Source organism: Mycolicibacterium flavescens, assembly GCF_001722335.1.
Taxonomy (GTDB): Bacteria; Actinomycetota; Actinomycetes; order Mycobacteriales; family Mycobacteriaceae; genus Mycobacterium; species Mycobacterium flavescens.
Genome location: NZ_MIHA01000019.1, coordinates 64,920 through 87,247, shown reverse-complemented (window position 1 = coordinate 87,247; position 22,328 = coordinate 64,920). Strand labels below are relative to the sequence as shown.

Annotated in this window: 23 protein-coding genes, 1 tRNA gene and 1 pseudogene; 8 read left to right on the top strand and 17 right to left on the bottom strand. The window is 69.1% G+C overall.

Annotated features, from left to right (window positions below):
• Positions 1 to 157 precede the first annotated feature (157 nt).
• Positions 158 to 243 (bottom strand) — tRNA-Tyr (locus BHQ18_RS22435).
• A 105-nt stretch (positions 244 to 348) separates the two neighbouring features.
• Between BHQ18_RS22435 and BHQ18_RS22430 the strand changes: the two genes are divergently transcribed.
• Both BHQ18_RS22430 and BHQ18_RS22425 read left to right on the top strand, forming a co-directional pair.
• Positions 349 to 840: a YajQ family cyclic di-GMP-binding protein gene (locus BHQ18_RS22430; RefSeq protein WP_069415852.1), complete on the top strand. Its 492-nt coding sequence runs from the start codon at positions 349 to 351 to the stop codon at positions 838 to 840.
• A gap of 132 nt (positions 841 to 972) precedes the next feature.
• Positions 973 to 1,998, top strand: coding sequence for an NAD(P)H-dependent glycerol-3-phosphate dehydrogenase (locus tag BHQ18_RS22425; RefSeq protein WP_069415851.1), 1,026 nt, complete (start codon positions 973 to 975; stop codon positions 1,996 to 1,998).
• Between the two features lie 11 nt (positions 1,999 to 2,009).
• On the opposite strand, the gene BHQ18_RS22420 is transcribed toward BHQ18_RS22425, so the two are convergent.
• From BHQ18_RS22420 to grcC1, 3 genes are all read right to left on the bottom strand, one after another.
• Positions 2,010 to 2,588 carry a hypothetical protein gene (locus BHQ18_RS22420; RefSeq protein ID WP_069415850.1) on the bottom strand — a complete coding sequence of 193 codons (579 nt, stop codon included), beginning with the start codon at positions 2,586 to 2,588 and terminating at the stop codon, positions 2,010 to 2,012.
• 42 nt (positions 2,589 to 2,630) lie between these two features.
• Complete coding sequence (htpX, locus tag BHQ18_RS22415; RefSeq protein ID WP_069415849.1) at positions 2,631 to 3,509, bottom strand: zinc metalloprotease HtpX; 879 nt, start codon at positions 3,507 to 3,509, stop codon at positions 2,631 to 2,633.
• Between the two features lie 77 nt (positions 3,510 to 3,586).
• Entirely contained in the window at positions 3,587 to 4,594 is a 1,008-nt protein-coding gene (gene grcC1 / locus BHQ18_RS22410) for a nonaprenyl/(2E,6E)-farnesyl/geranylgeranyl diphosphat synthase (RefSeq protein ID WP_205866168.1), read from the bottom strand.
• Between the two features lie 21 nt (positions 4,595 to 4,615).
• Between grcC1 and menJ the strand changes: the two genes are divergently transcribed.
• Entirely contained in the window at positions 4,616 to 5,836 is a 1,221-nt protein-coding gene (menJ, locus tag BHQ18_RS22405) for a menaquinone reductase MenJ (RefSeq protein WP_069415847.1), read from the top strand.
• Here the strand turns inward: menJ and BHQ18_RS22400 are convergent.
• Positions 5,833 to 6,045: a hypothetical protein gene (locus BHQ18_RS22400; protein ID WP_069415846.1), complete on the bottom strand. Its 213-nt coding sequence runs from the start codon at positions 6,043 to 6,045 to the stop codon at positions 5,833 to 5,835. The genes menJ and BHQ18_RS22400 overlap by 4 nt on opposite strands.
• A 21-nt stretch (positions 6,046 to 6,066) precedes the next feature.
• On the opposite strand from BHQ18_RS22400, the gene BHQ18_RS22395 reads away from it, so the two are divergent.
• Both BHQ18_RS22395 and BHQ18_RS22390 read left to right on the top strand, forming a co-directional pair.
• Positions 6,067 to 6,510: a hypothetical protein gene (locus BHQ18_RS22395; RefSeq protein WP_069415845.1), complete on the top strand. Its 444-nt coding sequence runs from the start codon at positions 6,067 to 6,069 to the stop codon at positions 6,508 to 6,510.
• Between the two features lie 100 nt (positions 6,511 to 6,610).
• A complete protein-coding gene (locus BHQ18_RS22390) occupies positions 6,611 to 6,817 on the top strand; it encodes a hypothetical protein (RefSeq protein ID WP_069415844.1) in 207 nt (68 codons plus the stop codon).
• Here the strand turns inward: BHQ18_RS22390 and BHQ18_RS22385 are convergent.
• The 3 genes from BHQ18_RS22385 to BHQ18_RS22375 all read right to left on the bottom strand — a co-directional run bounded on the left by BHQ18_RS22385 (position 6,814) and on the right by BHQ18_RS22375 (position 10,476).
• Positions 6,814 to 7,869 (bottom strand): alpha/beta hydrolase fold domain-containing protein, encoded by a 1,056-nt coding sequence (locus BHQ18_RS22385; RefSeq protein WP_069415843.1) that lies wholly within the window; start codon positions 7,867 to 7,869, stop codon positions 6,814 to 6,816. The two genes, BHQ18_RS22390 and BHQ18_RS22385, sit on opposite strands and share 4 nt — an antisense overlap.
• Positions 7,870 to 7,902: 33 nt before the next feature.
• Positions 7,903 to 9,654 carry a hydroxysqualene dehydroxylase gene (locus tag BHQ18_RS22380; RefSeq protein WP_234794270.1) on the bottom strand — a complete coding sequence of 584 codons (1,752 nt, stop codon included), beginning with the start codon at positions 9,652 to 9,654 and terminating at the stop codon, positions 7,903 to 7,905.
• Between the two features lie 132 nt (positions 9,655 to 9,786).
• Positions 9,787 to 10,476, bottom strand: a complete 690-nt coding sequence (locus BHQ18_RS22375) for a demethylmenaquinone methyltransferase (RefSeq protein ID WP_069415879.1) — start codon at positions 10,474 to 10,476, stop codon at positions 9,787 to 9,789.
• Between the two features lie 69 nt (positions 10,477 to 10,545).
• On the opposite strand from BHQ18_RS22375, the gene BHQ18_RS22370 reads away from it, so the two are divergent.
• A complete protein-coding gene (locus tag BHQ18_RS22370; RefSeq protein ID WP_069415841.1) occupies positions 10,546 to 11,370 on the top strand; it encodes an SDR family oxidoreductase in 825 nt (274 codons plus the stop codon).
• A 242-nt stretch (positions 11,371 to 11,612) separates the two neighbouring features.
• Here the strand turns inward: BHQ18_RS22370 and BHQ18_RS22365 are convergent.
• Positions 11,613 to 13,177: pseudogene (locus BHQ18_RS22365) on the bottom strand (HNH endonuclease signature motif containing protein); the annotation flags it as partial.
• A gap of 100 nt (positions 13,178 to 13,277) precedes the next feature.
• Here BHQ18_RS22365 and BHQ18_RS22360 point away from each other — a divergent pair.
• The gene (locus BHQ18_RS22360) at positions 13,278 to 14,510 is read left to right on the top strand and encodes an integrase catalytic domain-containing protein (protein ID WP_234794269.1); all 1,233 of its coding nucleotides are present in this window, start codon (positions 13,278 to 13,280) and stop codon (positions 14,508 to 14,510) included.
• 159 nt (positions 14,511 to 14,669) lie between these two features.
• On the opposite strand, the gene BHQ18_RS22355 is transcribed toward BHQ18_RS22360, so the two are convergent.
• The gene (locus tag BHQ18_RS22355) at positions 14,670 to 15,860 is read right to left on the bottom strand and encodes a glycosyltransferase family 4 protein (RefSeq protein ID WP_084294263.1); all 1,191 of its coding nucleotides are present in this window, start codon (positions 15,858 to 15,860) and stop codon (positions 14,670 to 14,672) included.
• Between the two features lie 111 nt (positions 15,861 to 15,971).
• Between BHQ18_RS22355 and BHQ18_RS22350 the strand changes: the two genes are divergently transcribed.
• The gene (locus BHQ18_RS22350) at positions 15,972 to 16,643 is read left to right on the top strand and encodes a DsbA family protein (RefSeq protein WP_069415839.1); all 672 of its coding nucleotides are present in this window, start codon (positions 15,972 to 15,974) and stop codon (positions 16,641 to 16,643) included.
• On the opposite strand, the gene BHQ18_RS22345 is transcribed toward BHQ18_RS22350, so the two are convergent.
• From BHQ18_RS22345 to BHQ18_RS22315, 7 genes are all read right to left on the bottom strand, one after another.
• A complete protein-coding gene (locus BHQ18_RS22345) occupies positions 16,624 to 17,163 on the bottom strand; it encodes a DUF3592 domain-containing protein (protein ID WP_069415838.1) in 540 nt (179 codons plus the stop codon). The two genes, BHQ18_RS22350 and BHQ18_RS22345, sit on opposite strands and share 20 nt — an antisense overlap.
• Before the next feature lie 50 nt (positions 17,164 to 17,213).
• Positions 17,214 to 18,839 carry a 2-succinyl-5-enolpyruvyl-6-hydroxy-3-cyclohexene-1-carboxylic-acid synthase gene (gene menD / locus BHQ18_RS22340; RefSeq protein ID WP_069415878.1) on the bottom strand — a complete coding sequence of 542 codons (1,626 nt, stop codon included), beginning with the start codon at positions 18,837 to 18,839 and terminating at the stop codon, positions 17,214 to 17,216.
• 2 nt (positions 18,840 to 18,841) lie between these two features.
• Positions 18,842 to 19,624, bottom strand: a complete 783-nt coding sequence (locus tag BHQ18_RS22335) for an alpha/beta fold hydrolase (protein WP_069415877.1) — start codon at positions 19,622 to 19,624, stop codon at positions 18,842 to 18,844.
• A gap of 48 nt (positions 19,625 to 19,672) precedes the next feature.
• On the bottom strand, positions 19,673 to 19,924 hold the full coding sequence (locus BHQ18_RS22330; protein ID WP_069415837.1) for a nitroreductase/quinone reductase family protein: 252 nt from the start codon (positions 19,922 to 19,924) through the stop codon (positions 19,673 to 19,675).
• 42 nt (positions 19,925 to 19,966) lie between these two features.
• Positions 19,967 to 20,692 carry a DJ-1/PfpI family protein gene (locus BHQ18_RS22325; protein WP_069415836.1) on the bottom strand — a complete coding sequence of 242 codons (726 nt, stop codon included), beginning with the start codon at positions 20,690 to 20,692 and terminating at the stop codon, positions 19,967 to 19,969.
• 15 nt (positions 20,693 to 20,707) lie between these two features.
• On the bottom strand, positions 20,708 to 21,667 hold the full coding sequence (locus tag BHQ18_RS22320; RefSeq protein WP_069415835.1) for a GlxA family transcriptional regulator: 960 nt from the start codon (positions 21,665 to 21,667) through the stop codon (positions 20,708 to 20,710).
• A 64-nt stretch (positions 21,668 to 21,731) separates the two neighbouring features.
• Positions 21,732 to 22,319, bottom strand: a complete 588-nt coding sequence (locus BHQ18_RS22315; RefSeq protein ID WP_069415834.1) for a TetR/AcrR family transcriptional regulator — start codon at positions 22,317 to 22,319, stop codon at positions 21,732 to 21,734.
• Between the last annotated feature and the right edge of the window lie 9 nt (positions 22,320 to 22,328).

Sequence of the window (22,328 nt, the reverse complement as noted above, 5' to 3'; positions counted from 1 at the left end):
AATTTACGCATTCGTCAACCCTTGCGGTTCGGTAGTCATGACGGGTGCAGGCCGTCACCGCGCCGGTGGACCGCCCGTCGGGAACAGCGAGAACATCGAACAGAGCTTCTGACTTCGCCAGTAGTGGCTCGCCGCTGAGCTGCGGCGGGCCTGAGCATGGTGGCAGGTGCAGGATTCGAACCTGCGTAGGCGTAAGCCGACGGATTTACAGTCCGCTCCCATTGGCCGCTCGGGCAACCTGCCTGGGTGCTGCGCCACCCGGTGACCCGGTGTGGTGCGTGTAGCAGAGTACAACGAGGATGGGTCTAAGACGAAAACGCACCCCCACCGCAGAGGAGGAACGGTCCAGTGGCGGATTCATCGTTCGACGTCGTCAGCAAGGTCGACCGCCAGGAGGTCGACAACGCGCTCAATCAGGCCGCCAAGGAGCTGGCCACCCGCTTCGACTTCCGCGGCACCGACACCTCCATCGAATGGCAGGGCGAGGAGACCGTCGTCATCACCTCCTCCACCGAGGAACGCGCCAAGGCCGCCGTCGACGTGTTCAAGGAGAAGCTGGTCCGGCGCGACATCTCGATGAAGGCGTTCGACGCCGGCGACCCGCAGGCCTCGGGCAAGACCTACAAGGTCAGCGGCCAGATCAAGCAGGGCATCACCAGCGAGCAGGCCAAGAAGATCACCAAGCTCATCCGCGACGAGGGCCCCAAGGGCGTCAAGGCGCAGATCCAGGGCGAGGAGATCCGGGTGTCGTCGAAGAAGCGCGACGACCTGCAGGCCGTCATCTCGCTGCTCAAGGGCGCCGACCTCGACGTCGCGCTGCAGTTCGTCAACTACCGCTGACGGGTTCCGGTTCGCCGATTTCTGCGGGATGGTCGCTATCGCGCGGTGACAGCAGCCCTGGCGTAGAAATCGGCGCGTTGAGCAGGCGCGAATACGCCCTCGGCCGCGCTCGTCGCACCTAATCTGATCGCCATGGCACCTGCAACGCGCGAACCCAAAGTCGTCGTCCTCGGTGGAGGGTCCTGGGGCACCACGGTGGCCTCCATCTGCGCGCGGCGCTGCTCGACGCTGCAGTGGGTGCGCTCGGAGGAGACCGCCAAGGACATCACCGAGAACCACCGCAACTCGAAGTACCTCGGCGACGAGGTCGAGCTCCCCGAGAGCCTGAAGGCGACGACGGACTTCTCCGAGGCGGCGGCGTGCGCGGACGTCATCGTGATGGGTGTGCCGTCGCACGGCTTCCGCGCGGTGCTGACCGAGCTGGCCCGCGAGCTGCGGCCGTGGGTGCCGGTGGTGTCGCTGGTCAAGGGTCTCGAGCAGGGCACCAACTACCGGATGAGCCAGATCGTCACCGAGGTGCTGCCCGGGCACCCGGCGGGGATCCTGGCCGGGCCGAACATCGCGCGCGAGGTGGCCGAGGGCTACGCCGCCGCCGCGGTGCTCGCGATGCCCGACCAGCATCTCGCGGCGAACCTCGCACAGTTGTTCCGCACCAAGCGGTTCCGCACGTACACCACCGACGACGTGGTCGGCGTCGAGATGGCCGGGGCGCTCAAGAACGTCTACGCGATCGCCGTCGGCATGGGCTATTCCCTTGGCATCGGCGAGAACACGCGCGCGATGGTGATGGCCCGCGCGGTACGCGAGATGTCCAAGCTCGGCGAGGCCACCGGCGGCCACCGCGACACCTTCGCCGGCCTCGCCGGCATGGGCGACCTCATCGTCACCTGCACCTCACAGCGCAGCCGCAACCGCCACGTCGGTGAGCAGCTGGGCGCCGGCAAGCCGCTCGACGAGATCATCGCGTCGATGAACCAGGTCGCCGAAGGGGTCAAGGCCGCCAGCGTCATCATGGAATTCGCCGACCAGTACGGGATTTCGATGCCGATCGCCCGCGAGGTCGACGCCGTCGTCAACCATGGCTCCAGCGTCGAGGACGCCTACCGCGGGCTGATGCGGGAGAAGCCCGGCCACGAGGTGCACGGCGCGGGGTTCTAGGTTCTGACGGGTCAGTTGAAGTACGGGTTGGTGCCCTCGGGCCGGTCCAGCAGCGGGTCGCGGCCGCCGTTGATGATGTAGCTGCCCGCCGGGCTCAGCACGAAGCCGGACTGGTTGCGGGCGTCCGAGCACGTCGTCACGCCGCCCTCGCTGCCGCAGCTGACCGTCTGGAAACTGATCCGCGACCCGGCAGGCAGCACGTTGGCGTCACCGACGCTGGCGAACACATCCCCGGCCGTCGATGAGAACGCCGCCGGGCCGGGACCGCCGCTGACGAAGTTCGCGCCGTCGGGCGCGCCCGGCAGCGCGCCGCTGCAGCCGTAGCCGCCGTTGCGCTGCAGCACGCAGGTCAGCCCCTCGGGCGTCTTGAACGCGTACCAGTTGCCGTCCATCTTCGCGAAGTCGGAGAGCTTCACCGGCGCGAGCGCGTTGACGTTCGGTGGCGGCGGCGCGGGCGGCGGCGACGGCGGTTGCGCCGCGGCGATACCCGGCACGCCGATCATGGCCGCTCCCGCGGACCCGACGACGCCGATCAAGACCCTGTTCAGCACGGTCCACACCCTAGATGGTGTGGTGGCGACTCGCAGCATACTGCTGTCATCGCCGCAGGTCGGGCTGGCGTTACGCGCCGATCAGTAGTGGCCGGGCCCCCGGCCGGCCATCGCCTCCAGCCGCGCGATGCGGTCGGCGATCGGCGGGTGGGTGGAGAACAGCTTGCCGATCTTCTCCCCCGCCCGGAACGGGTTGGCGATCATCAGGTGCGCCTGGTCGGCGAGCTTGGGATCCGGCGGCAGCGGCGCCTGCTCGACGCCCGCGCTGATCTTGCGCAGCGCGCTGGCCAACGCCAGCGGGTCCCCGGTCAGCTCGGCGCCCGACTGGTCGGCCTGATACTCCCGCGACCGCGACACCGCCATCCGGATCACCATCGCGGCGATCGGACCCAGCATCGAAACCAGAAGAATCGCAAACGGATTCGTGCCGCCCTCGCGGTTACCGCCGAACATGCTGGCGAAGAACGCCAGGTTGGCCAGTGCGGTGATCACCGACGCCATGGCGCCGGCGACGCACGAGATCAGGATGTCGCGGTTGTAGACGTGGCTGAGCTCGTGACCGAGGACGGCCCGCAGTTCGCGCTCGTTGAGGATCTGCAGGATGCCCGTCGTACAGCAGACCGCCGCGTTGCGCGGGTTGCGGCCGGTCGCGAACGCGTTCGGGGCCGCGGTGTCGCTGATGTACAGCCGCGGCATCGGCTGGCGCGCGGTAGTCGCCAACTCACGCACGATGCGGTACATCACCGGCGCCTGCATCTCGCTGACCGGCTGCGCGTGCATCGCCCGCAACGCCATCTTGTCGCTGTTGAAGTAGACGTAGGCGTTCATACCGACCGCGAACAGCACCGCCAGGAACATGATGTTGCGGCCGAACATCGCGCCGACCGCGACGATCAGACCGGAGAACAACGCCAGCAACAGGAACGTCTTGGCGGTGTTCGCGTGCGGATTCCAACGCATCGGGGCTGCCTCCTACCAGAAGCGGGAAAAGTCTCGTTGGGTCAACGCTTAGCCGGCCTCCGTAAGTTCCGCCGGCGTCAACCGTCCCGGTTGACCGTGTAGTCGACCAGCGTGGCCAGTGCCTGACGGCCCGGCCCGTCCGGCAGCCCGGCCAACTCTTCACGCGCCCTGGCCGCGTACTGTGCGACGGTTTCCTTGGCCATCGCGATGCCCGGCGAGGCCCGCAACAGCCGCAGCGCCTCGGCCACGTCGTCGTCGCGTTCGACCGGCCCGGCCAGCAGCTCGCGCAGCCGGTCGGCGTCGGGCCCGGTGTCGCGCAGTGCGTAGAGGACGGGCAGCGTGTGCACACCCTCGCGCAGGTCGGTGCCGGGCACCTTGCCGGATTCGTCGGGGTCGCTGTCGATGTCGATGATGTCATCGGAGATCTGGAACGCGGTGCCGACGATGCCGCCCAGCCGCGAGAGCCGCTCGATCTGCTCCTCGTCGGCGCCCGAGAACGTCGCGCCGAACCGGCCCGACGCCGCGATCAGGCATGCGGTCTTCTCGTAGACCACCTTGAGGTAGTGCTCGACGGAGTCGACGTGGTCGGCGGCGCCGCGGGTCTCGCGCATCTGCCCGGTCACCAGCTGAGCGAACGTGTCGGCGATGATGCGCACCGCTTCCGGCCCCAGCCGGCTGACGAGCCGCGACGCGGTGGCGAACAGGTAGTCACCGGCCAGGATCGCGATGTTGTTCCCCCACCGCGCGTTGGCGCTGTCGGCGCCGCGGCGGACCTGCGCCTCGTCCATCACGTCGTCGTGGTACAGCGTCGCCAGGTGCACCAGTTCGATGACCGCGCCCGCGACCGTGACCTGCCACGCGTCGGGCTCCGGGCCCAGCTGCGCGGACAGCACGGTGAACAGCGGGCGGAACCGCTTGCCGCCGGCCTGGAACAGGTGCTGCACCGCCTCGGCCATCAACTCGTCGGCCCTGCCCAGCTCAGTGGCCATCAGATCTTCGATGCGGGCGACGCCGTCGCGCACATCCTGCGCAAATCCCGGGTCGCCGAAATCGACTCCGGCCACCACGGTCGCTGGCGTCCTCACACTGCCAACATACTGGGAAGCATGAGTGTGCGAGCGGACGTGGTGGTGGTGGGAGCCGGGCCTGCGGGTTCGGCCGCAGCGGCCTGGGCCGCGCGCGCCGGTCGCGACGTGCTGGTCATCGACTCCGCGCAGTTCCCCCGCGACAAGGCCTGCGGCGACGGGCTGACCCCCCGCGCGGTGCAGGAGATGCAACTCCTGGGCCTGGGGCCGTGGCTGGCCGGGCGGGTGCAGCACCGCGGGTTGCGGATGGCGGGGTTCGGCGCCGACGTCGAGATCGAGTGGCCGGGCCCGTCGTTCCCGCCGACGTCGAGCGCGGTGCCGCGCACCGAACTCGACGACCGGATCCGGATGGTGGCGGTCGACGACGGCGCCAAGATGATGCTAGGCGTCAAAGCTGTTGACGTTCAGCGAGATTCGGCCGGTCGGGTGTCGACCGTCGTACTGGATTCGGGAGACGAGATCGGCTGCACCGAGCTGATCGTGGCCGACGGCGCCCGCTCGACGCTGGGCCGGGTGCTGGGCCGCCGCTGGCATCAGGAGACGGTCTACGGCGTGGCGGTCCGCGGCTACATCGCCACGCCGCGCGCGAGTGAGCCGTGGATCACGTCGCACCTGGAACTGCGCTCCCCCGAGGGCAAGGTGCTGCCCGGCTACGGGTGGATCTTCCCGCTCGGCAACGGCGAGGTGAACATCGGCGTCGGCGCCCTGGCCACCGCGAAACGGCCGGCCGACGCGGCGCTGCGGCCGCTGATGTCCTACTACACCAGCCTGCGCCGCGAGGAGTGGGGCTTCGACGGCGAACCGCGCGCCGGGCTGTCGGCGCTGCTGCCGATGGGCGGCGCGGCCTCGGGGGTGGCGGGCCCGAACTGGATGCTGATCGGCGACGCCGCGGCCTGCGTCAACCCGCTCAACGGCGAGGGCATCGACTACGGCCTCGAAACCGGCCGGCTGGCCGCCGAGCTGCTGGGCAGCGGCGACCTGACCGCGGCATGGCCCGCGGTGCTCACGGCGCACTACGCGCGCGGGTTCTCGGTGGCCCGCCGGTTGGCGCTGCTGCTGACGTTCCCGCGGTTCCTGCCGGCGACCGGGCCGATCGCGATGCGCTCCACGGCACTGATGACCCTCGCGGTGCGGGTGATGGGCAACTTCGTCACCGAAGAGGACGAGGACCGGATCGCCCGCGTGTGGCGGGGCGCGGGCCGCCTGTCGCAACGCATCGACCAGCGCACGCCGTTCACCTAGTCGTCGGAATTGCGCTTGGGCGTCGAGGTTTCGGTCAGCACCAACGCGATCAGGATGTCGGCGGCGGTGACGAACAGCCCGATCCAGTAGGCCCAGCGCATGGTCGGGTCCGGCTGCGACGCGAAGTACAGGATCAGGAAGATCGGCCCGACGATGCCGAAGACGAACATCATCCCCTGAAACATCAGGTAGCGCTTGAACGTCTCCATCTCGGGGGCAGAATAGCGCGGATGGCCCAGGTGTACCGCGCTCCGATGCGGTCCCGCCGCGACGATATCGACCCGCAGGCGGCGCTCGACCGCGCCCTGCGACGCGGCCTGGTCGGGTTCGGTGACGCGGAGGCCGGTGAGCGGTTGGCCCGCCGCATCGACCGGTTCGCCGCCGCGCCGGAGGGCTCGTTCGTGTGGACCCGCGACGGCGACGGCCTTTTCTGGTTGGGCCGCATCGAGGGCGCGTACTTCCGCGACGACGACGCCGATGCAGTCGCCGTCGACCTGGTGCACGTGCGGCCGTGCCGATGGCTGCCCTCGCCGGTGACTGAATCCGTCGTTCCCGCAGCGGTTCTCGCGACGTTCGGGCGTGGCGGGCGCAACTTCCAGCGGACACACGCCGCGGACGTCGGCCCGCAGACCGAGCGGTTATGGGCCACCCGCGCAACGGATTTGCCGAGCTGACCTAACTGTAAGCCCAGCTAGACGAGCTTTTGCCGCCGGCGTCCCGGGATTAGCCTGGAGCGCACAGGCGTTCATATCTGCATCGGCGGAAGGAACGACGATGCTCAGGACAGCGGTACTCGCCGCGGCAGCGGCCGCGGTGGTTTTCACCTGGACGCCCACGGCCGGCGCCGCGCCGACAGGACCGTGCGAGGAAGTGCCCTACGTCGGCGTGTGTGAACCGCTGCGCGGCACGCCGACGACGCCGTCGCGCCAAGGCATGGGCGAGGTCGTGCTGCCCGGCACCGCGCCTCAGACGTTCGGTTAGCCCAGCGACTTGGCGAACCCGCTGACGTCGCGGATCGAGGCCGCGTACACCTCGGGCAGATGAGCGCCCAGCAGAAGATCACCGCCGTGGCACGTACCGGCCACCACCCTTCCGACCGCGGGCACCCCGGCGCGCACCAGGCGCCGGTAGTAGGCCAGACCCTCGTCGCGCAGCGGATCCAGCTCGTTGACCGAGATGACATGCGGCGGTAGGCCTTCGAGGTCGCCGTCGGTGGCGACCGCGGCCCAGCAGGTGGGGTCGTCGGCGTGCGAACCGTCGGGGTTGTAGATCGACCCCAGCAGCGCCAGTTGGTGGCGGCTGACGAAGTACTCGTCGTTCTCCTCCAGCGACGGGAGGTCGTCGCACTGGTCGAGCCAGCGGTTGGAGATGTAGGGGCACTGCGCGTACAGGCCGGCGATCTCGTGCAGCCAGCCTTCGCGTTTGGCTTTGTGCGTCACGGTGAGCGTGAGGTTGCCGCCGCCGGATTCGCCGGACACGACCAGGTGCTCGACGCCGAGTGCGGCACGGTTGGCCGCGACCCAGCGGACCGCGGCGGCGCAGTCGTTGAGTCCGGCCGGGAACGGGTGCGGCCCGAGCCTGCCGCCGGAGTTGCGGAACTCCACGCCGATCACGACGAGGCCGGTGGCGGCGAGGCTCTCGCGGATCCTCATGTAACCGGTGTCGGCGGCGCTGCCGATCGCCATGCCGCCGCCGTGCAGATGGACGACGGCGGGCAGCGGCCCCTGCCGCTCGTCGGGTGTCGAGACGAACAGCGGGATGTCGTTGCCGTCGGGCCCGGCGATCGTCGTCGTGGTCGTGGTGACGCCCTCGACGACGGGGAGTTGGCCACCGAGCGCGTCGAGAATCGCGCCCATCCCCTCTTCGCTCATGGTGGCGAACGCGATCCGGTCCTCGAGCGGGGAGTCGACGCTCAGCGGCGCGGCGGGCAGGCGGCCGTCAAGCCCGAACGCCGCGAACGCCTTGACCATCCGGGGATCCGACCGCGGGTCGGTGCCGAGCGTGCAATCGGGATCGAGCAGGCGTCCGTACATGCTGCGACCGTATAACGCGGCGCTCGGTCCGGTTCAACGATTCGGGTGGCGGGTGTCGAGGACGTCGAGCACGTGCGGCATCCCGGCGCGGTATCGCGCCTTGTCGAGGTTCTTGAACGGCACCCACCACGGCGCCTGGAACAGCTCGACGATCTTGACCATCTCACCGTTGTAGCCGGACGCCTGCAGCACGCCGTTGGCGGCGTAGCGGCCGCCCTCGTTGGCGCCCTCCATCGTCGTGACGTTCTGGTCGGTCTTGATCCACTCGCCGGCCAGGAACAGGTTGTCGATCCCGGTGACCGCGGTGGGCCTGCGGTTCCACGACCCGGGGTCCTGGATGAACAGCGGTTCGTCGTTGCGGACGTCCGGGGTGCCCGGGTCGATGATCGCGGGGTCGAGGAACCAGGAGTGCAGGTCGTCGTCGGTGACGAGCCGGTCGGTGTCGTTGAGGTGCGCCTTGATCTGCGCCCAGGCCTCCTTGGCGATCTCGGGCGGCGTGCAGTCCCGCGCGCTTCGGCCGTTGAAATTGCCCGGCGTGCTCCAGTCGGAGATGATCGCCGACAGGCACTCCTTGACGGTGCCGTCGCCGTACTCGGTCAGCGACTTCTTCCAGAACTGCTCCTCGCTGATCGAGGTGATGGCCCAGCCGGAATCGACGTAGTTCACATGACCTTTGGTCACGTCGAGCCGCTTCTTGAGGTAGAACATCAGACCGTTCATCCACTCGGTGCGCAGCAGCGCGACGTTGGCCAGCTGCGGGTCGGCCTCGAGCACGTCGTCGGTGAGCACCGCGGCGAGTTTCTCGCAGGGGATCGCCGAGACGTACCAGTCGGCGGTGACCTGTTGCGGCAGACCGGAATTGTTGACGACCGTGGCCGAGCGGATGTGTCTGCCGTCGGGGGTGAGCCGCGCGAGGGCGTGACCCACTCGGAAGGTGACACCCTGTTCCTCGAGGTAGTCGACCCACGGGTCGAGCCACTGCGAGCTGGTGGGTCCGTTGAGAACCCGGTCGAATCCCTTGTTGTCGTTGTCGTTTCCGAACATCAGGATCGACCAGACCGACGCTTCGCCGACCAGCCCGATCGAATGGGCGCTGGCGTCTTTGGATTTCGAGGCGGCGAGGTTGCGGATGATGCCGTCGGCGAGGTAGCGGTTGTACTCCTTGGACTTGCGGTCCGCGCCGATGTAGCCCTCCCACGTCATGTGTTCCCACTGGCCGAGTTTGCGCTCGGTGCTGCTGGTGACGTAGACGGCGAGTTTCTGCGCGGCGTAGAGCGCCTCCCACGGCGGTAGCCGGAACAGCGTCTCGAATACCGTTGCGACGGAGTCGATGAAGGCCTTCGGCGTGATCGGGTTGGGGATCGTCGGCAGGGGCAGCGGCAGCGGGATCGTCAGATCGTGGCGGCCGAGCCCGGAATGCAGGTACGACGTCGCCCGGGTCAGGTTGTCCCAAGTGCCGTTCTTGTTGCCGGGAAACGGAACTCGTCGCATGGTGTCGGTGACGTTGCGGTAGAAGCCGGGGAAGAACCGGAAGCCGTGTTCGGCGGGCAGTGGTGTGGCGCCGGAGTTCGGCACCGGGATGGATCGAGCCTTGCCGCCGAGCGCCTTACGCTCGTAGACGGTGACGTCGTAGCCGCGTTCGACGAGTTCGTGCGCGGCGGTCAGGCCCGCGATGCCCGCGCCGAACACCGCGACGGTCTTACCGGCCTGCGCCCGGGCCTTCGGCGGGATCGCCATCAGGGCCGCCGCGGTGGCACTGCCCATCACGAACGTCCGGCGCGACACGCGTCGTCGCTGGCTGCCATCCGACATAAGGAACCGCCTCGGTTGCAGGGCCTGCCCGAAGCTAAGTTAATGGTGATTCTCGTCACAGGGTGCGCGACACGCCGGTGACGGGTCGGCGTGTCGCGTGCGGGGTCAGTCGGGTTTGGTTGCGGCGTGCAGCGCGACGATGCCGCCGGAGAGGTTGCGCCAGCGCACGGCGGACCAACCGGCGTCGGCGATCTGGCGTGCCAGCTGCGCCTGGTCGGGCCACGCGCGGATGGATTCGGCCAGGTAGATGTAGGCGTCGGGGTTCGACGACACCGCGCTGGCCATCCGCGGCAGCGCCTTCATCAGGTACTCCTTGTACGCGGTGGCGAACAAGGCATTCGTCGGCGTGGAGAACTCGCAGACGACGAGGCGGCCGCCGGGCCGGGTGACGCGGGCCATCTCGCGCAGTCCCGCGGTGTGGTCGTTGACGTTGCGCAGCCCGAAGCTGATGGTGACCGCGTCGAACACGTCGTCGCCGAAGGGCAGGCGCGTGGCGTCACCGGCGACCTTGGGCACATTGCGGGAGCGACCGGCGGCGAGCATGCCCACCGAGAAGTCCGCGGCCACGCACCAGGCGCCAGAGGTGGCGAGTTCGACGGTCGAGACCGCGGTGCCCGCCGCGAGGTCGAGCACTTTGTCGCCGGGGCCGATGCCGAGCGCCGAGCGGGTCGCGCGTCGCCAGAACCGGTCCTGCCCGAGCGAGAGCACGGTGTTGGTCAGGTCGTAGCGCCGCGCCACCGCGTCGAACATCGACGCCACCTCGTGCGGGTCTTTCTCCAGCGTTGCGCGGCTCATGACGCCCACCGTAGCTGTGAACCTGCTTGTGGCGGGAATGCGGAGCGACGCTGGGCGACTATAGGGACCATGAGCGAAAAAGTGTGGTTCATCACCGGAACGTCACGCGGGTTCGGGCGCGAGTGGACGATCGCGGCGCTGGAGCGCGGCGACAAGGTGGCGGCGACGGCGCGCGACGTGTCGACGCTCGACGATCTGGTCGGCAGGTACGGGTCGGCGCTGCTGCCGATCCCGCTGGATGTGACCGACCGCGAGGCCGATTTCGCGGCGGTCAAGCAGGCGCACGAGCACTTCGGGCGGCTCGACATCGTGGTCAACAACGCGGGCTACGGGCACTTCGGGTTCATCGAGGAGCTCACCGAGGCGGAGGCGCGGGCGCAGATCGAGACGAACGTGTTCGGCGCGCTGTGGGTGACGCAGGCGGCGCTGCCGTATCTGCGGGCGCAGCGCAGCGGGCACATCATTCAGGTGTCGTCGATCGGAGGGATCACCGCGTTCCAGAACGTGGGCATCTATCACGCGTCGAAGTGGGCGCTCGAGGGTTTCTCGCAGGCGCTGGCGCAGGAGGTCGAGTCGTTCGGCATTCATGTGACGCTGATCGAGCCGGGCGGTTTCGACACCGACTGGGCGGGTCCGTCGTCTCGTCGTTCGACGCCGTTGCCGGACTACCGCGAGGTGCACGAGGCGGCCGACCGCGCCCGCAGCCAGCGGGTGGCCAAGCCGGGGGATCCGCAGGCGTCGGCCCGGGCGCTGATGAAGGTCGTTGATGCCGAGAACCCGCCGCTGCGGGTGTTTTTCGGAGAGCTGCCGCTGCAGTTGGCCAAGGCCGACTACGAAAACCGGCTCAAGACGTGGGAAGAGTGGCAGCCGGTCGCCGTCGAAGCGCAGGGCTGACTTCCGGGTGACCGGCTCGGGTGGACTCCGGTGAGTTCCGGCGGCCGCTAAGCCGCTTGGCCGCCCGGTGGTGAGGGTCCGCCGGGATGGTCGCCGGGGTCCGGCGGTGGCGGGTTGACGCCGGCTTCTGTGCAGTGGTCTTGATGGAGCGGTTGCGGGCAAGCCAGCTCCAAGCGTTCGCTCTCATGGATCGAGTCTTCCGGCGGATCGGGCTCGCGGTGGTCTTGGTCGACGGGGTCGCCCGGTTCTGCGGCCACTCCGGGTTCATCGGCAAGGTCGGTCGGCGCTGGGCGCACCTCGGCATACCGGTCATCCCCGTCGACGGGATCTGCGCGGTCCGCGTCGGCGGCGCCTGCCGGGGGTGTGGTGGTGTCGGTTTGGAGGTGGCGGTTGCGTTTGGCCGCTTCGGCGGCTGGGTCGAAGGGTTCCTCGTCGTCGTCGGGGCGTAGGAGTAGTTCGGGGCGGTGGTGGTAGTTCAGGCGGGCCTGGCCGGTGTCCAGCGGGGGTGGGGGCAGCCATTCCACGTCATGGCGCTCACTCATCCGGGTGGTCCAGCCGCCGTCATTGTTGACGCTGCGGTTATCGGGCCCACAGGCCAGGCCGAGCTCATCGACATTGGTCTGACCGCCGTCGGTCCAGTCGTCGATGACGTGATGAGCTTGGCAGCCGTAGGCCCCGACGGTGCAGCCCGGTTTCGTACAACCCCCATCGCGGGCGATCAGCATGATCCGCTGCGCGCGGCTGGCGACGCGCTTGGCGCGGTACAGGTTCAGTGCTGATCCGGTGGCCCGGTCGAAGACTGCCAGGTAGTGACGGGCGTGAGCGGCCATGCGCACCACATCATCGATCGGGACCACGGTGCCCCCGCCGGTGGTGCCCACCCCGGCACGCGATTCCAGATCCTGCAGCGTGGTGCGGATGATGACCGAGACCGGCAACCCGTTGAGCTGGCCCAGATCCCCACTCATCAACGCGATCCGCCCGACGGCCAGCAGCGCATCATGCTGGCGTTGGGACAGGCTGCGGTGATCGTTGTCGATCTGCGCCTGGGTCGGCGTGCCCGACACACACGGCTCCTCATCGGCGGGGTTGCACATACCGGGAGCGGCGAACTTGGCGAACAACACCTCCCAAACCGCCCACGCCTCCGGGGTCATGGTGGCGCGCAGCTCGACCATCCCGTCTTCGCCCTGTTTGGACTTGGTCACGCCGCGTTTGCGGGCGCGTTCGGCCTCATCCGGGGCCGGGCCGTCCTGATCCATCAAAAACAACCGCAACGTGGCGGTGTCTTGCACCGCGCTGGGCCCGGCGGTGGCCGCACAACGCACCAGATCCAGTTCCAAGCTCTCGCGGGTCGCGGTGTCGACAAACCCGGGCACCTTGTTCATCGCCTTGCGGATGACCTGCACATGCTCGGCGGTGATCAACCCATGAGCTTGGGCGGCGGCGGTGGCCGGCAACCGCGGCGGCAACACCTCTCCGGTGAAGGCTTGGCGCGGGGCCAACAGCTCAGCCTCGGTCAGGCGCCGATTGGCCTCACTGGTCGAGATCCGCCACCGCACCGACAGCACCTGCCGCCAGTTGGTGGCGCCCATCTGCGCCGGGGTGGTCTCGGTCTGCAGGCGCGCCAACACGCGGTGCTCGACCGCGGGCAGGCGGCACTTCCCGTTTCCAGCTCATCGAGAACGGCGATCAGTTCCGGGGCGGTCGACAGGTCGAAATCGCAGCCCGCCAACCGATCCACCGCGGCGCGCAACCCGGCCAACGCGTCCTGCGACTCCGTCCCCGACATACTTCGAACGTACATTCGACCACCGACAAGTAGAGGCCAACGCGTTGACTCATCTGAAATGCGCGCGAAAGGGTGATTCGTTGCCTCATCGAGAATGCGCGCGTACGCCCAGTGGATGGGGTTGACATTGGCAGAGCGCAGAGCAATCACCGAGACGGCCGCGACCCGTTACCAGCGGGCGGGTAAGCGTGAGAAGACTCGGATTCTCGATGAGTTGTGCGCGAACACCGGCTGGCACCGAAGCCATGCCCGCAAGGCCCTCACGGCCGCGCTGGCGCCCAGGACTGTGCGTCCACGACGGCCGCGGCCGGTGAAGTACGGGCCCGAGGTCATCGCGGCGTTGACGCTGTGCTGGACGGTGTTGGGGATGCCCGCCGGCAAACGGCTGGCCCCCATGCTCACAGAGCTGGTGGCGGTGCTGCGTCACTTCGGGGAGCTGGTGATCAGCGACCAGACGGCGGCTCTACTGGTGTCGATGTCGGCGGCCACCATCGATCGCCGCCTGGCCGATGAGCGCGCCAAACGCACGATCAGAGGGCGGGTGGGCACTAAGCCGGGGTCGCTGCTCAAAAGCCAGATCCCGCTGCGTACCTGGGCTGACTGGGACGATGCTGTGCCCGGTTTCGTGGAGATCGACACGGTCTTTCACGACGGCGGTATCAGCGGCGGAGGCCACGCCTTCACCCTGACGGTCACCGACATCGCCACCGGCTGGACTGAAAGCCGCTCACTGCCCGACAGGGTGGCCAAACACATTGTGGCCGTCCTCAATCACATCGCCGCGCAGATGCCGTTTCCGATTCTGGGTGTGGACTGCGACAACGGGTCAGAATTCATCAACGACGAGCTACTGCAATGGTGCCAAGACCGCGGCATCACCTTCACCCGGTCACGGCCGGGCAATAAGAACGACGGCTGTCACGTCGAGCAGAAGAACTGGGCGGTAGTCCGCTCCGTGGTGGGCTACTACCGCTACGACACCGCTTCAGAACTGTTGCTGCTCAACGAGATTTGGCGGTTGCAGTCGAAGCTGACCAACTTCTTCTACCCTCAGCAGAAACTGGTATCCAAAGTCCGTACCGGCGCTAAAGTGTCCCGCAAACACGACACGGCCACCACCCCGTTTCACCGCACGATCAACCACCCGACCATGACCGTGGAACGCATCGTGGGCCTGACCCGCACCTACTCGCTCATCAACCCGGCCGCCACCCAGCGTCAGATCCATGCTTTGACCACCCAGTTGTTCACACTGGCCACCAGCAAAGCCGAAGACGGTGCCACAGCTCCGCTCACCAAACGCGCACGCTCACGTGAGGCAACCAACCCCCCTACGCGCGCATCTTGACATGAGGCAACCTGGCCAAAACCTCACAGCTGGGGATCAAATCCCACTTGGGGATAAACCCCGGTCCTCGAAAGGTTGAGACGAGTGCTGTCAGCGCGGTTTGGCCAACGGGAACGGCAGCGTCTCGCGGATGCTGCGGCGCGTCGAATCCCTTGCCAGTCACGCACTCTCGGCGCGGCGCGAGCGTGCACGAACGCCGGAATTCGCCCGGCGTGTCGTGTGCAGACATGCACGCTCGCGGTGCAGGGCGACGACGTCGTCGTAATGGCTGAGCAGTTCGTCGCAGATCGCGGGCCACGTCCGGCTGAGCACGCTGCGGCGCGCGGCAACGGAATAGCGTTGCCGCTCAGCAATGAGGTGGTCGACCGACTCCGGCAGCCGCGCCTCGAACGAGTCGACCTCCAGCAGCAGCCCGGTGCGGTACGGCGCCACCAGGTCGCGCGGCCCGCCGGCGTTCGGCGCGATGACCGGCAGACCGGATGCCATCGCCTCCTGTACCGCCTGGCAGAAGGTCTCGTGCTCGCCGGGATGGACGAACACATCCATGCTGGCGTACGCCGCAGCGAGCTCGTCGCCGTACAGCGCTCCGGTGAAATAGGCTGAGGGCAGCAGATTCTCGAGCTTCCGACGGTCGACACCGTCGCCGACGACAACGAGCTGCAGATCGTCGCGGCGGGCCAGCGCGGCGAGTCGCTCCACGTGCTTCTCCGGTGCCAGCCGGCCGACAAAGCCGACGATCGGCTTGCCGTGCGGCGACCAACGCCGCCGAAGCTGCTCGTCGCGGGCGGACGGCGCGAAACCCGTCACGTCGACCCCGCGCCCCCACTTGCGCACCCGCGGAACACGATGCGCCTCAAGGTTTTCGATCGCCGCCGTCGACGGTGCCAGCGTGCGGTCGGCGCGACTGTGCAGATGCCGCGTCCACGCCCATGCCGCACGAGCCGTGCCGCCGACCCCGTAACTCTCGGCGAACCCCGCCACGTCCGTCTGGAACACCGCGACCGTCGGCACCCCGAGATGACGGGCCGCATGCAGACCCCCGTAGCCCAGCAGCGCCGGCGACGCCAGATGCACCACATCCGGGTCGAATCCGCGCAGCACGCCCACCATCCGCGGTCGCGGCACACCCAGCGGCAGCGACGTGATCTTCGGGAACATCCGCGACGGCACCCGGTGCACCCGCACACCGTCGTGCACCCGGTCGGCGGGCGGCTCCCCGCGGGGCGTGTCCGGGGCGATCACGAGGGCTTCGTGTCCGGTGCGACGCAGATGCTCGAGCACCCGCAGCACCGAATTGGTGACGCCGTTGACATTCGGGAGGAACGATTCTGCGACGATCGCAACGCGCACGCCCGAAGCGTGACACCGCCGCCTGTCGCGAAGGTTGCGGCCAGGAAGATGGCACACGAAAACCTCGTGCCGCCGGGGCGAGTATTCTGCCGACCAGGAAAGGGCGGTGACATGCGCAGATCCGCTGCCGTCGTGGTGCTGGCGCTGACGGTGCTGCTGGTCGCGGTCGGCTGCACCAGGCAGGTCGCCGGCACCGCGCACCGCGACCCGGCACAGCCGCCGGTCTGGATCAGCGAGGACGGCTACGGCGTGGTCGCCGGATTCGTCGACGCCCCGGTGAACATCGAGATCTTCACCGAACCGCAGTGCACCCACTGTGCCGATCTGCAGGCCGATTTCGGCGATCAACTCGCCTACTACATCGGCGTCGGCCAGTTGCGCGTCACCTACCGGCCGCTGATCTTCCTCGACGAAACCCGCGACGGTCATTCCGCGCGGGTGAGCAACGCGCTGTTCCTGGCCGCCGACGACGATGTGACGGGCACCCAGTTCCAGCGGTTCGTCGCCGAGCTGTGGCTCAACCAGGAGCCCGGCGGCACCGGCCCCAGCGACGACGAGATCGCCGACATGGCCCAGCACATCGGGATGTCCGATGCGGCGGTCCGCCGGATCTCCACCGGCGGCTCGGCGGTCAACATCGCCGACATGGACGCCATCAACTTCGAGTTCCTCTACGAGATCGACAACCTGACCACCGGCACGCCGACCGTCTACAACCTCACCGCCGACGAGAGGCTCGACATCTACGACAACGACTGGCTGCTCAAGCTGGTGCAGTCCTAGTTTCCTGGCGGCGCACCACGCGGCGCTCGACTGCTGTGACGGCGAACAGCGCCGCGATCGCGACCAGCCAGCCGACCACCGCGGTCGAGCCAGCGGGAATGATGGCCAGTGACGCGTTACGGTGTTGCACACGAACGAGATCGGGATCGTTGACGTCGTACTCGACGTAGATGTTCATCCCGGTCTCGAGCTCCGACGGGTACAGCACACCCAACTCCGGGCGGTAGGTGACGCGGTCGGGGGTGACGAACTCGATGGTCGAGCGACGCGGCCCGGCCGAGAGCACCTCCGCGGCGGCCACCCCCATGTTCCGCTCGATCTGCCGGTCGTTGCGCCAGGCACCCAGCACCATCAGCACCGACTGCAGCGTCACCAGGCACGCCACGATCACGATGCCGACCCGGATACGCCGGAAAATGCGTTGGCGCCGAGTCTCTTTCGGGTCGGCGGCCAGCCGCGGCAGGAACCTGCGCACAAACTTGACCGGCTTGGCCCAGCACCCGCCGCCCCAGCGGCTCACAGGCGTTGGATCGTTCGCTCCGCTCACAGGCGTTGGATCGTTCGCTCCACTCACAGGGCCGCCTTGATCGACGCGTGCAGCGCCCGCAGCGACGACCGGTCGGCCTTCACCTCCAGCACCCGCATCCCGTCGTGCGGCTCGTCGAGCGCCTCGACCAGATCGTCGACCTCGAGCTGCCGGCTCTCGACGTGATAGGCCCGGCACAGCGCGCCGACGTCCACGTCGTGCGGTGTCCCGAAGATCCGCGAGGACACGTCGGAGAACCGCGGATCGCCCTGTTCGAGCAGCTCGAAGATGCCGCCGCCGTTGTCGTTGGACACCACGATCGTCAGGTTGCGCGGCGTCGGCTCGGTGGGCCCGATCAGCAGGCCCGAGCTGTCGTGCACGAAGGTCAGGTCGCCGAGCAGCGCGATGGTGCGCCCGCCGCTTCGTTCATGCGCCAGCGCCGCCCCGATCGCCGTCGACACCGTGCCGTCGATACCGGCCACCCCGCGGTTGGAGCGCACCTTCAACCCGGAGGTGTCCAGGCCGACCAGCGCCGCGTCCCGCACCGGGTTCGACGCGCCCAGCACCAGCTGATCGCCCGGGCGCACCGCGTCGGCGACCGCGGCGGCCACGTGCAGCCCGGTCTTGAGCGGATGGGCGGCGAGCTGCCCGCGCACCGCGTCGACCGCGTGCTGATGCACCTCGGCGCAGCGCTGCAGCCAGGCCGCATCCGGCGCGCCCGAGGTCACCGCCCGAGTGCCCGTGGCCTGCGAGTTGCCCGACACGTCGGGCCACCGCGGCCCCGTCGTCAGCGCGTACACCGGCACCGACGGGTCGGCCAGCAGCGCCGACACCGGCCGGTGCAGCGTCGGGCGGCCCAGCATGATGACCTGCTTGGGGCGCAACAGCGGCAGCGCGAACGGGTGCAGCGGGTTGGCCGCCGCCGGGGCCGTCGGCTCGGCGACCGTGGGCAGCGCGGCCAGGTTCGGATGCTCGCCCGCGCCGTGGCCCGCGATCACCACCGTGTCGGGGGTCAGGTCGATGTCGAGCGGCTGGTCGAACGTCACCGGCGGCGTCACCGTCCACGGCTTGCCGCCCGGCCGCCCGTCCGGGACGTAGCCGGTGTCCCCCGGCACCAGCGGCTCGCGCAGCGGGATGTCGAACTGCACCGGACCCGCGTTGGCGGTGCGAGACCCGGTGGCCGCCACCAGAACCCGGCACACCGCCGAACGCCACTGCGCGTTCAGCGTGTCGAGGTGCTCCGGGACGTCCTCGGCCAGGCCGAGGCTGATCGACGCGCGGACCTGCGTGCCGAAATACCCCAGCTGTTCGAAGGTCTGGTTGGCCCCGGTACCGAGCAGCTCGTAGGGCCGGTTGGCGCTGAGCACCACCAGCGGCACCCGGGCGTAGTTGGCTTCCACGACGGCGGGTCCGAGGTTGGCCACCGCGGTGCCCGACGTCATCGCGATGCACACCGGCGCGCGCTCAGCGACCGCCAGCCCGATGGCCAGATAACCCGCGGTGCGCTCGTCGATGCGCACATGCAGCCGCAGCCGGCCCTCCCGGTCGGCGTCGTGCAGGGCGAACGCCAGCGGCGCGTTACGCGAGCCGGGGCACAGCACGACGTCGCGCACGCCGCCGCGAATGAGTTCGTCGACGACCACGCGGGCCTGCGCGGTCGAGGGGTTCACCACTACAGCCTATCGGCGAAGAAATCCAGCACCGCTTTGTTGACCAGCTCGGGCTGCTCGATGAAGCCCAGATGCCCGGCGTCGGGAATCTCCAGGTAACGGCCGCGCGGGATGGCGTCGGCGACCTCGCGGCCCAGGTGCGGCGGCAGCACCACGTCGTCGGAGAACCCGATCACCAGCGTCGGCGCCGTAATACTTCGGTAAGCAGGCAGCCGGTTGCCCTGCGGGCCGATCCCGATCTGCGTGCGCGCGCCCGGCGTCGGCTTCGACGGCCACATGGTGAACATGTCGATCCAGTCCCGCACCTTGGCGTCGTCGTTCAGCGTCTTGGGCGAAAAGCTCTCCAGCAGACGGATTTTCGCGTCATAGTTGGGCGGCAGCTTGATGCCGGACTCGGCGAGCTCCCACTCGGCGTTGCGGAAGAACTCGCGGGTGCGGTCCGCACGTCCCCGGGTCGCCATCAGCACCGCGCGCTCGACGAGTTCGGGGCGGGCCACCATCAGCTCCTGGGCGATGAACGAGCCCATCGACACCCCGACGACGTACACCGGCGCCGCGTCGAGCTTCTCGATCAGCGCGGCCGTGTCGGCCACCATCGTCTCGGCGGTGAAGCCGGTGGCCTTCTCGGTCGCGCCGACGCCGCGGTTGTCGAACGTGATGCAGCGGTATCCGGCCCGCTGGAACTCGGGCACCTGGTGCAGGTGCCAGGTCCGGCCCGCGCCTCCGCGACCGGCGATGAACAGGACTGATGGACCGCTGCCGCGGTCGTCGTAGGCCAAATTCACCCCGCCGACGGTACTCATATCCCGGCTGTGACGGGCGTCGCGGGTGCGCTACCGGTCCGCTTCGGTGAACGCGAGGACCGGGATGAGCCGGTCGCCGCAGCGCTTCTCGTAGTCGGCGTAGTCGGGGATGAACTGTTTGGCCAGCGCGAACAGCCGGTCCCGTCCGGCACCGGTGATCTCCGCCCCGACGAACGGCCCGCGGTGGCCGCGGGCCTCGAGCGTGACACGCGGGTTGGCCTCGACGTTGTGGTACCAGCCCGGGTGGCGGCTCTGGCCGAAGTTGGAGGCGATCACGATCACCCGTCCGGCATCTGTCGGGGCACGGGTAGTACCACCGCGCGCTCAGGAGCGCACCGGGGTGCCCTTCCCGCGCACCCGCCGGATCGCGGCGTCCCACAGCAGCCCGGCCGGGGCCGTCAGCTGGCCCTGTTTGACGGTGTCGCGGCTGAGCAGCGCCGACGCGGTGGCCTTGGTCGCAGCCGACGCCTTCGACAGGTGCCCGGAGTCGTACGGCGGCTGCGGGTCGTACTCGATGATCAGCTGGGTGGCCTTGGCCTTCGCGTCGCCGGCGATCTGCCCGAACAGCCACAGCCCGAGGTCGATACCCGCCGACACCCCGGCGGCGGTGACGATCTTGTCGTCGCGCACGACGCGCTCGTCGCCGACGGTCTCGACGCCGAACGGCTTGAGCATCGGCAGCGCCATCCAGTGCGAGGTGGCCCGTCGGCCGCGCAGCACGCCCGCGGCCGCGAGGATCACCGATCCCGAGCACACCGACGTCGTCCAGGCCGACGTCTCGTGAGCGCGGCGCACCCAGTCGAGCACCTTCTCGTCACGGGCGTGTTCGAAGCTCGACAGTCCGCCGGGGACGAGGATGATGTCGGGCGACGGCGTCTCGTCGAACGAGTGCGTCGCGCCGACCATGAGCACACCGGAATCCGCGGTGATCGGTCCCGGCTCGTGCCAGACGAACCGCACCTCGGCGTCGGGCAGGTTGCGCAGCACCTCGTAGGGGCCGATGAAGTCCAGCGCGGTGAAGCCGGGGTACACCATGATCGCGATCTGCATTGCTCGTCTCCTTTATTACGCGAAGGTTCTGCGGTACTGGTCCGGTGAGACACCGAGCCGGCGAACGAAGTTGCGGCGCAACGTTTCCGCGCTGCCGAAGCCACAACGGGCCGCGATCACGGTGACCGTGTCGTCGGTCTCCTCGAGTTGCCGACGCGCCGCCTCGGTGCGGATGCGTTCGACGTAGGCGCCCGGCGCCTCACCGACCTCGTCGGTGAACACCCGGGTGAAGTGGCGCGGACTCATCGCGGCGCGGCGCGCCAGTTCGGCGATGCTGTGCGCGCCGGCCGGTTCGGCCTCGATGCCCTCCTGCACCTCGCGGATCGGCGCGCGCCGGGCCCGCGGCATCCACACCGGCGCCGCGAACTGCGTCTGCCCGCCGGGTCGGCGCAGGTACATCACCAGCCAGCGCGCGACGGTCTGCGCGGCGTCGGTGCCGTGGTCGTCCTCGACCAGCGACAGCGCCAGGTCGATTCCGGCGGTCACCCCGGCCGCGGTCCAGGTGCGCTCGTTGCTGCGCACGAAGATCGGCTCGGGATCGACGGTGACCGAGGGGAATTCGCGCGCCAGCCGGTCGGCGAACGCCCAGTGCGTGGTGGCCCGGCAGCCGTCGAGCAGACCGGCCTCGGCGGCCAGGAACGCGCCGGTGCACACGCTGACCACCCGCCGCGCGCGGCCGGAGACGGCCTTGACCCACGCGAGCAGGTCGGCGTCGGCGCGGGCGTCGTCCAGTCCGGACCCGCCGGGCAACACCACGGTGTCCAGGGACGCGTGCGGATCGGGCAGCGGTTCGGCCAGCAGCGCCAACCCGGTGCCCGTGGTCGCGGGCGCGCCGCCGCAGGTGACCACGCGCACGTCGTACCCCGATTTCCCGAGCCCCTGCAAGTACATCGACGCGCCGGTGAACACCTCGAACGGGCCGACCAGGTCCAGAGCCTGGACGCCCGGGTAACCGAGGATCGCCACCGATCGCATGGGTTCAGTGTTGGCCACCGCGGCCGTGGCGTCTACGCCATGAACCCCACAGATCAGGACACGCTCACCACACCAGCGGTGCGAGGTGGGTCTGCGCGTAGGCGCGCACCGCGTCGTCGTCGCGGACGTCGAGCACCGAGGTACGCACCTGGGCCATCGAAGTCGCCAACCGGATGTGCAGTTCGCAGACCGCCAGCAGGTCGGCGTCGGGCATGGTGGCCCCCGCCGCGCGCAGCGCCCTGGCCATCCCCGCCGACGCGCTCTGCAGGAACTCCTCGGCCTCGTCGTACATGCCCGCCATCGCCGACAGGTCGCCGTCGAGCCGCAGGAACCGGCGCATCACCGGTTCGCTGGTCAACAACCGCAGGCCCTCGCAGAACGCCGCCACCGCGGCCTCTTTGGCGCCCGACTCGATACCCACGGTCTGCAGCCGGGCCATCGCGAAATCGAAGGTCTGCCTGCCCAGTTCGGTGATCAGCGCGTCACGGCTGGGGAACCGCCGGTAGAGCGTGCTGCGGCTGACCCCGGCCTGGCGGGCGATGACGTCCATGCTGGCCCGGCCGACGCCGACGAGCGACACCTCCTCGGCGGCGGCCTTGAGGATCGCCGCCTCCTGTTCGGTGCGGCTGTCGTTGTTGCGGAGCCGTCGCATCGGACCAGC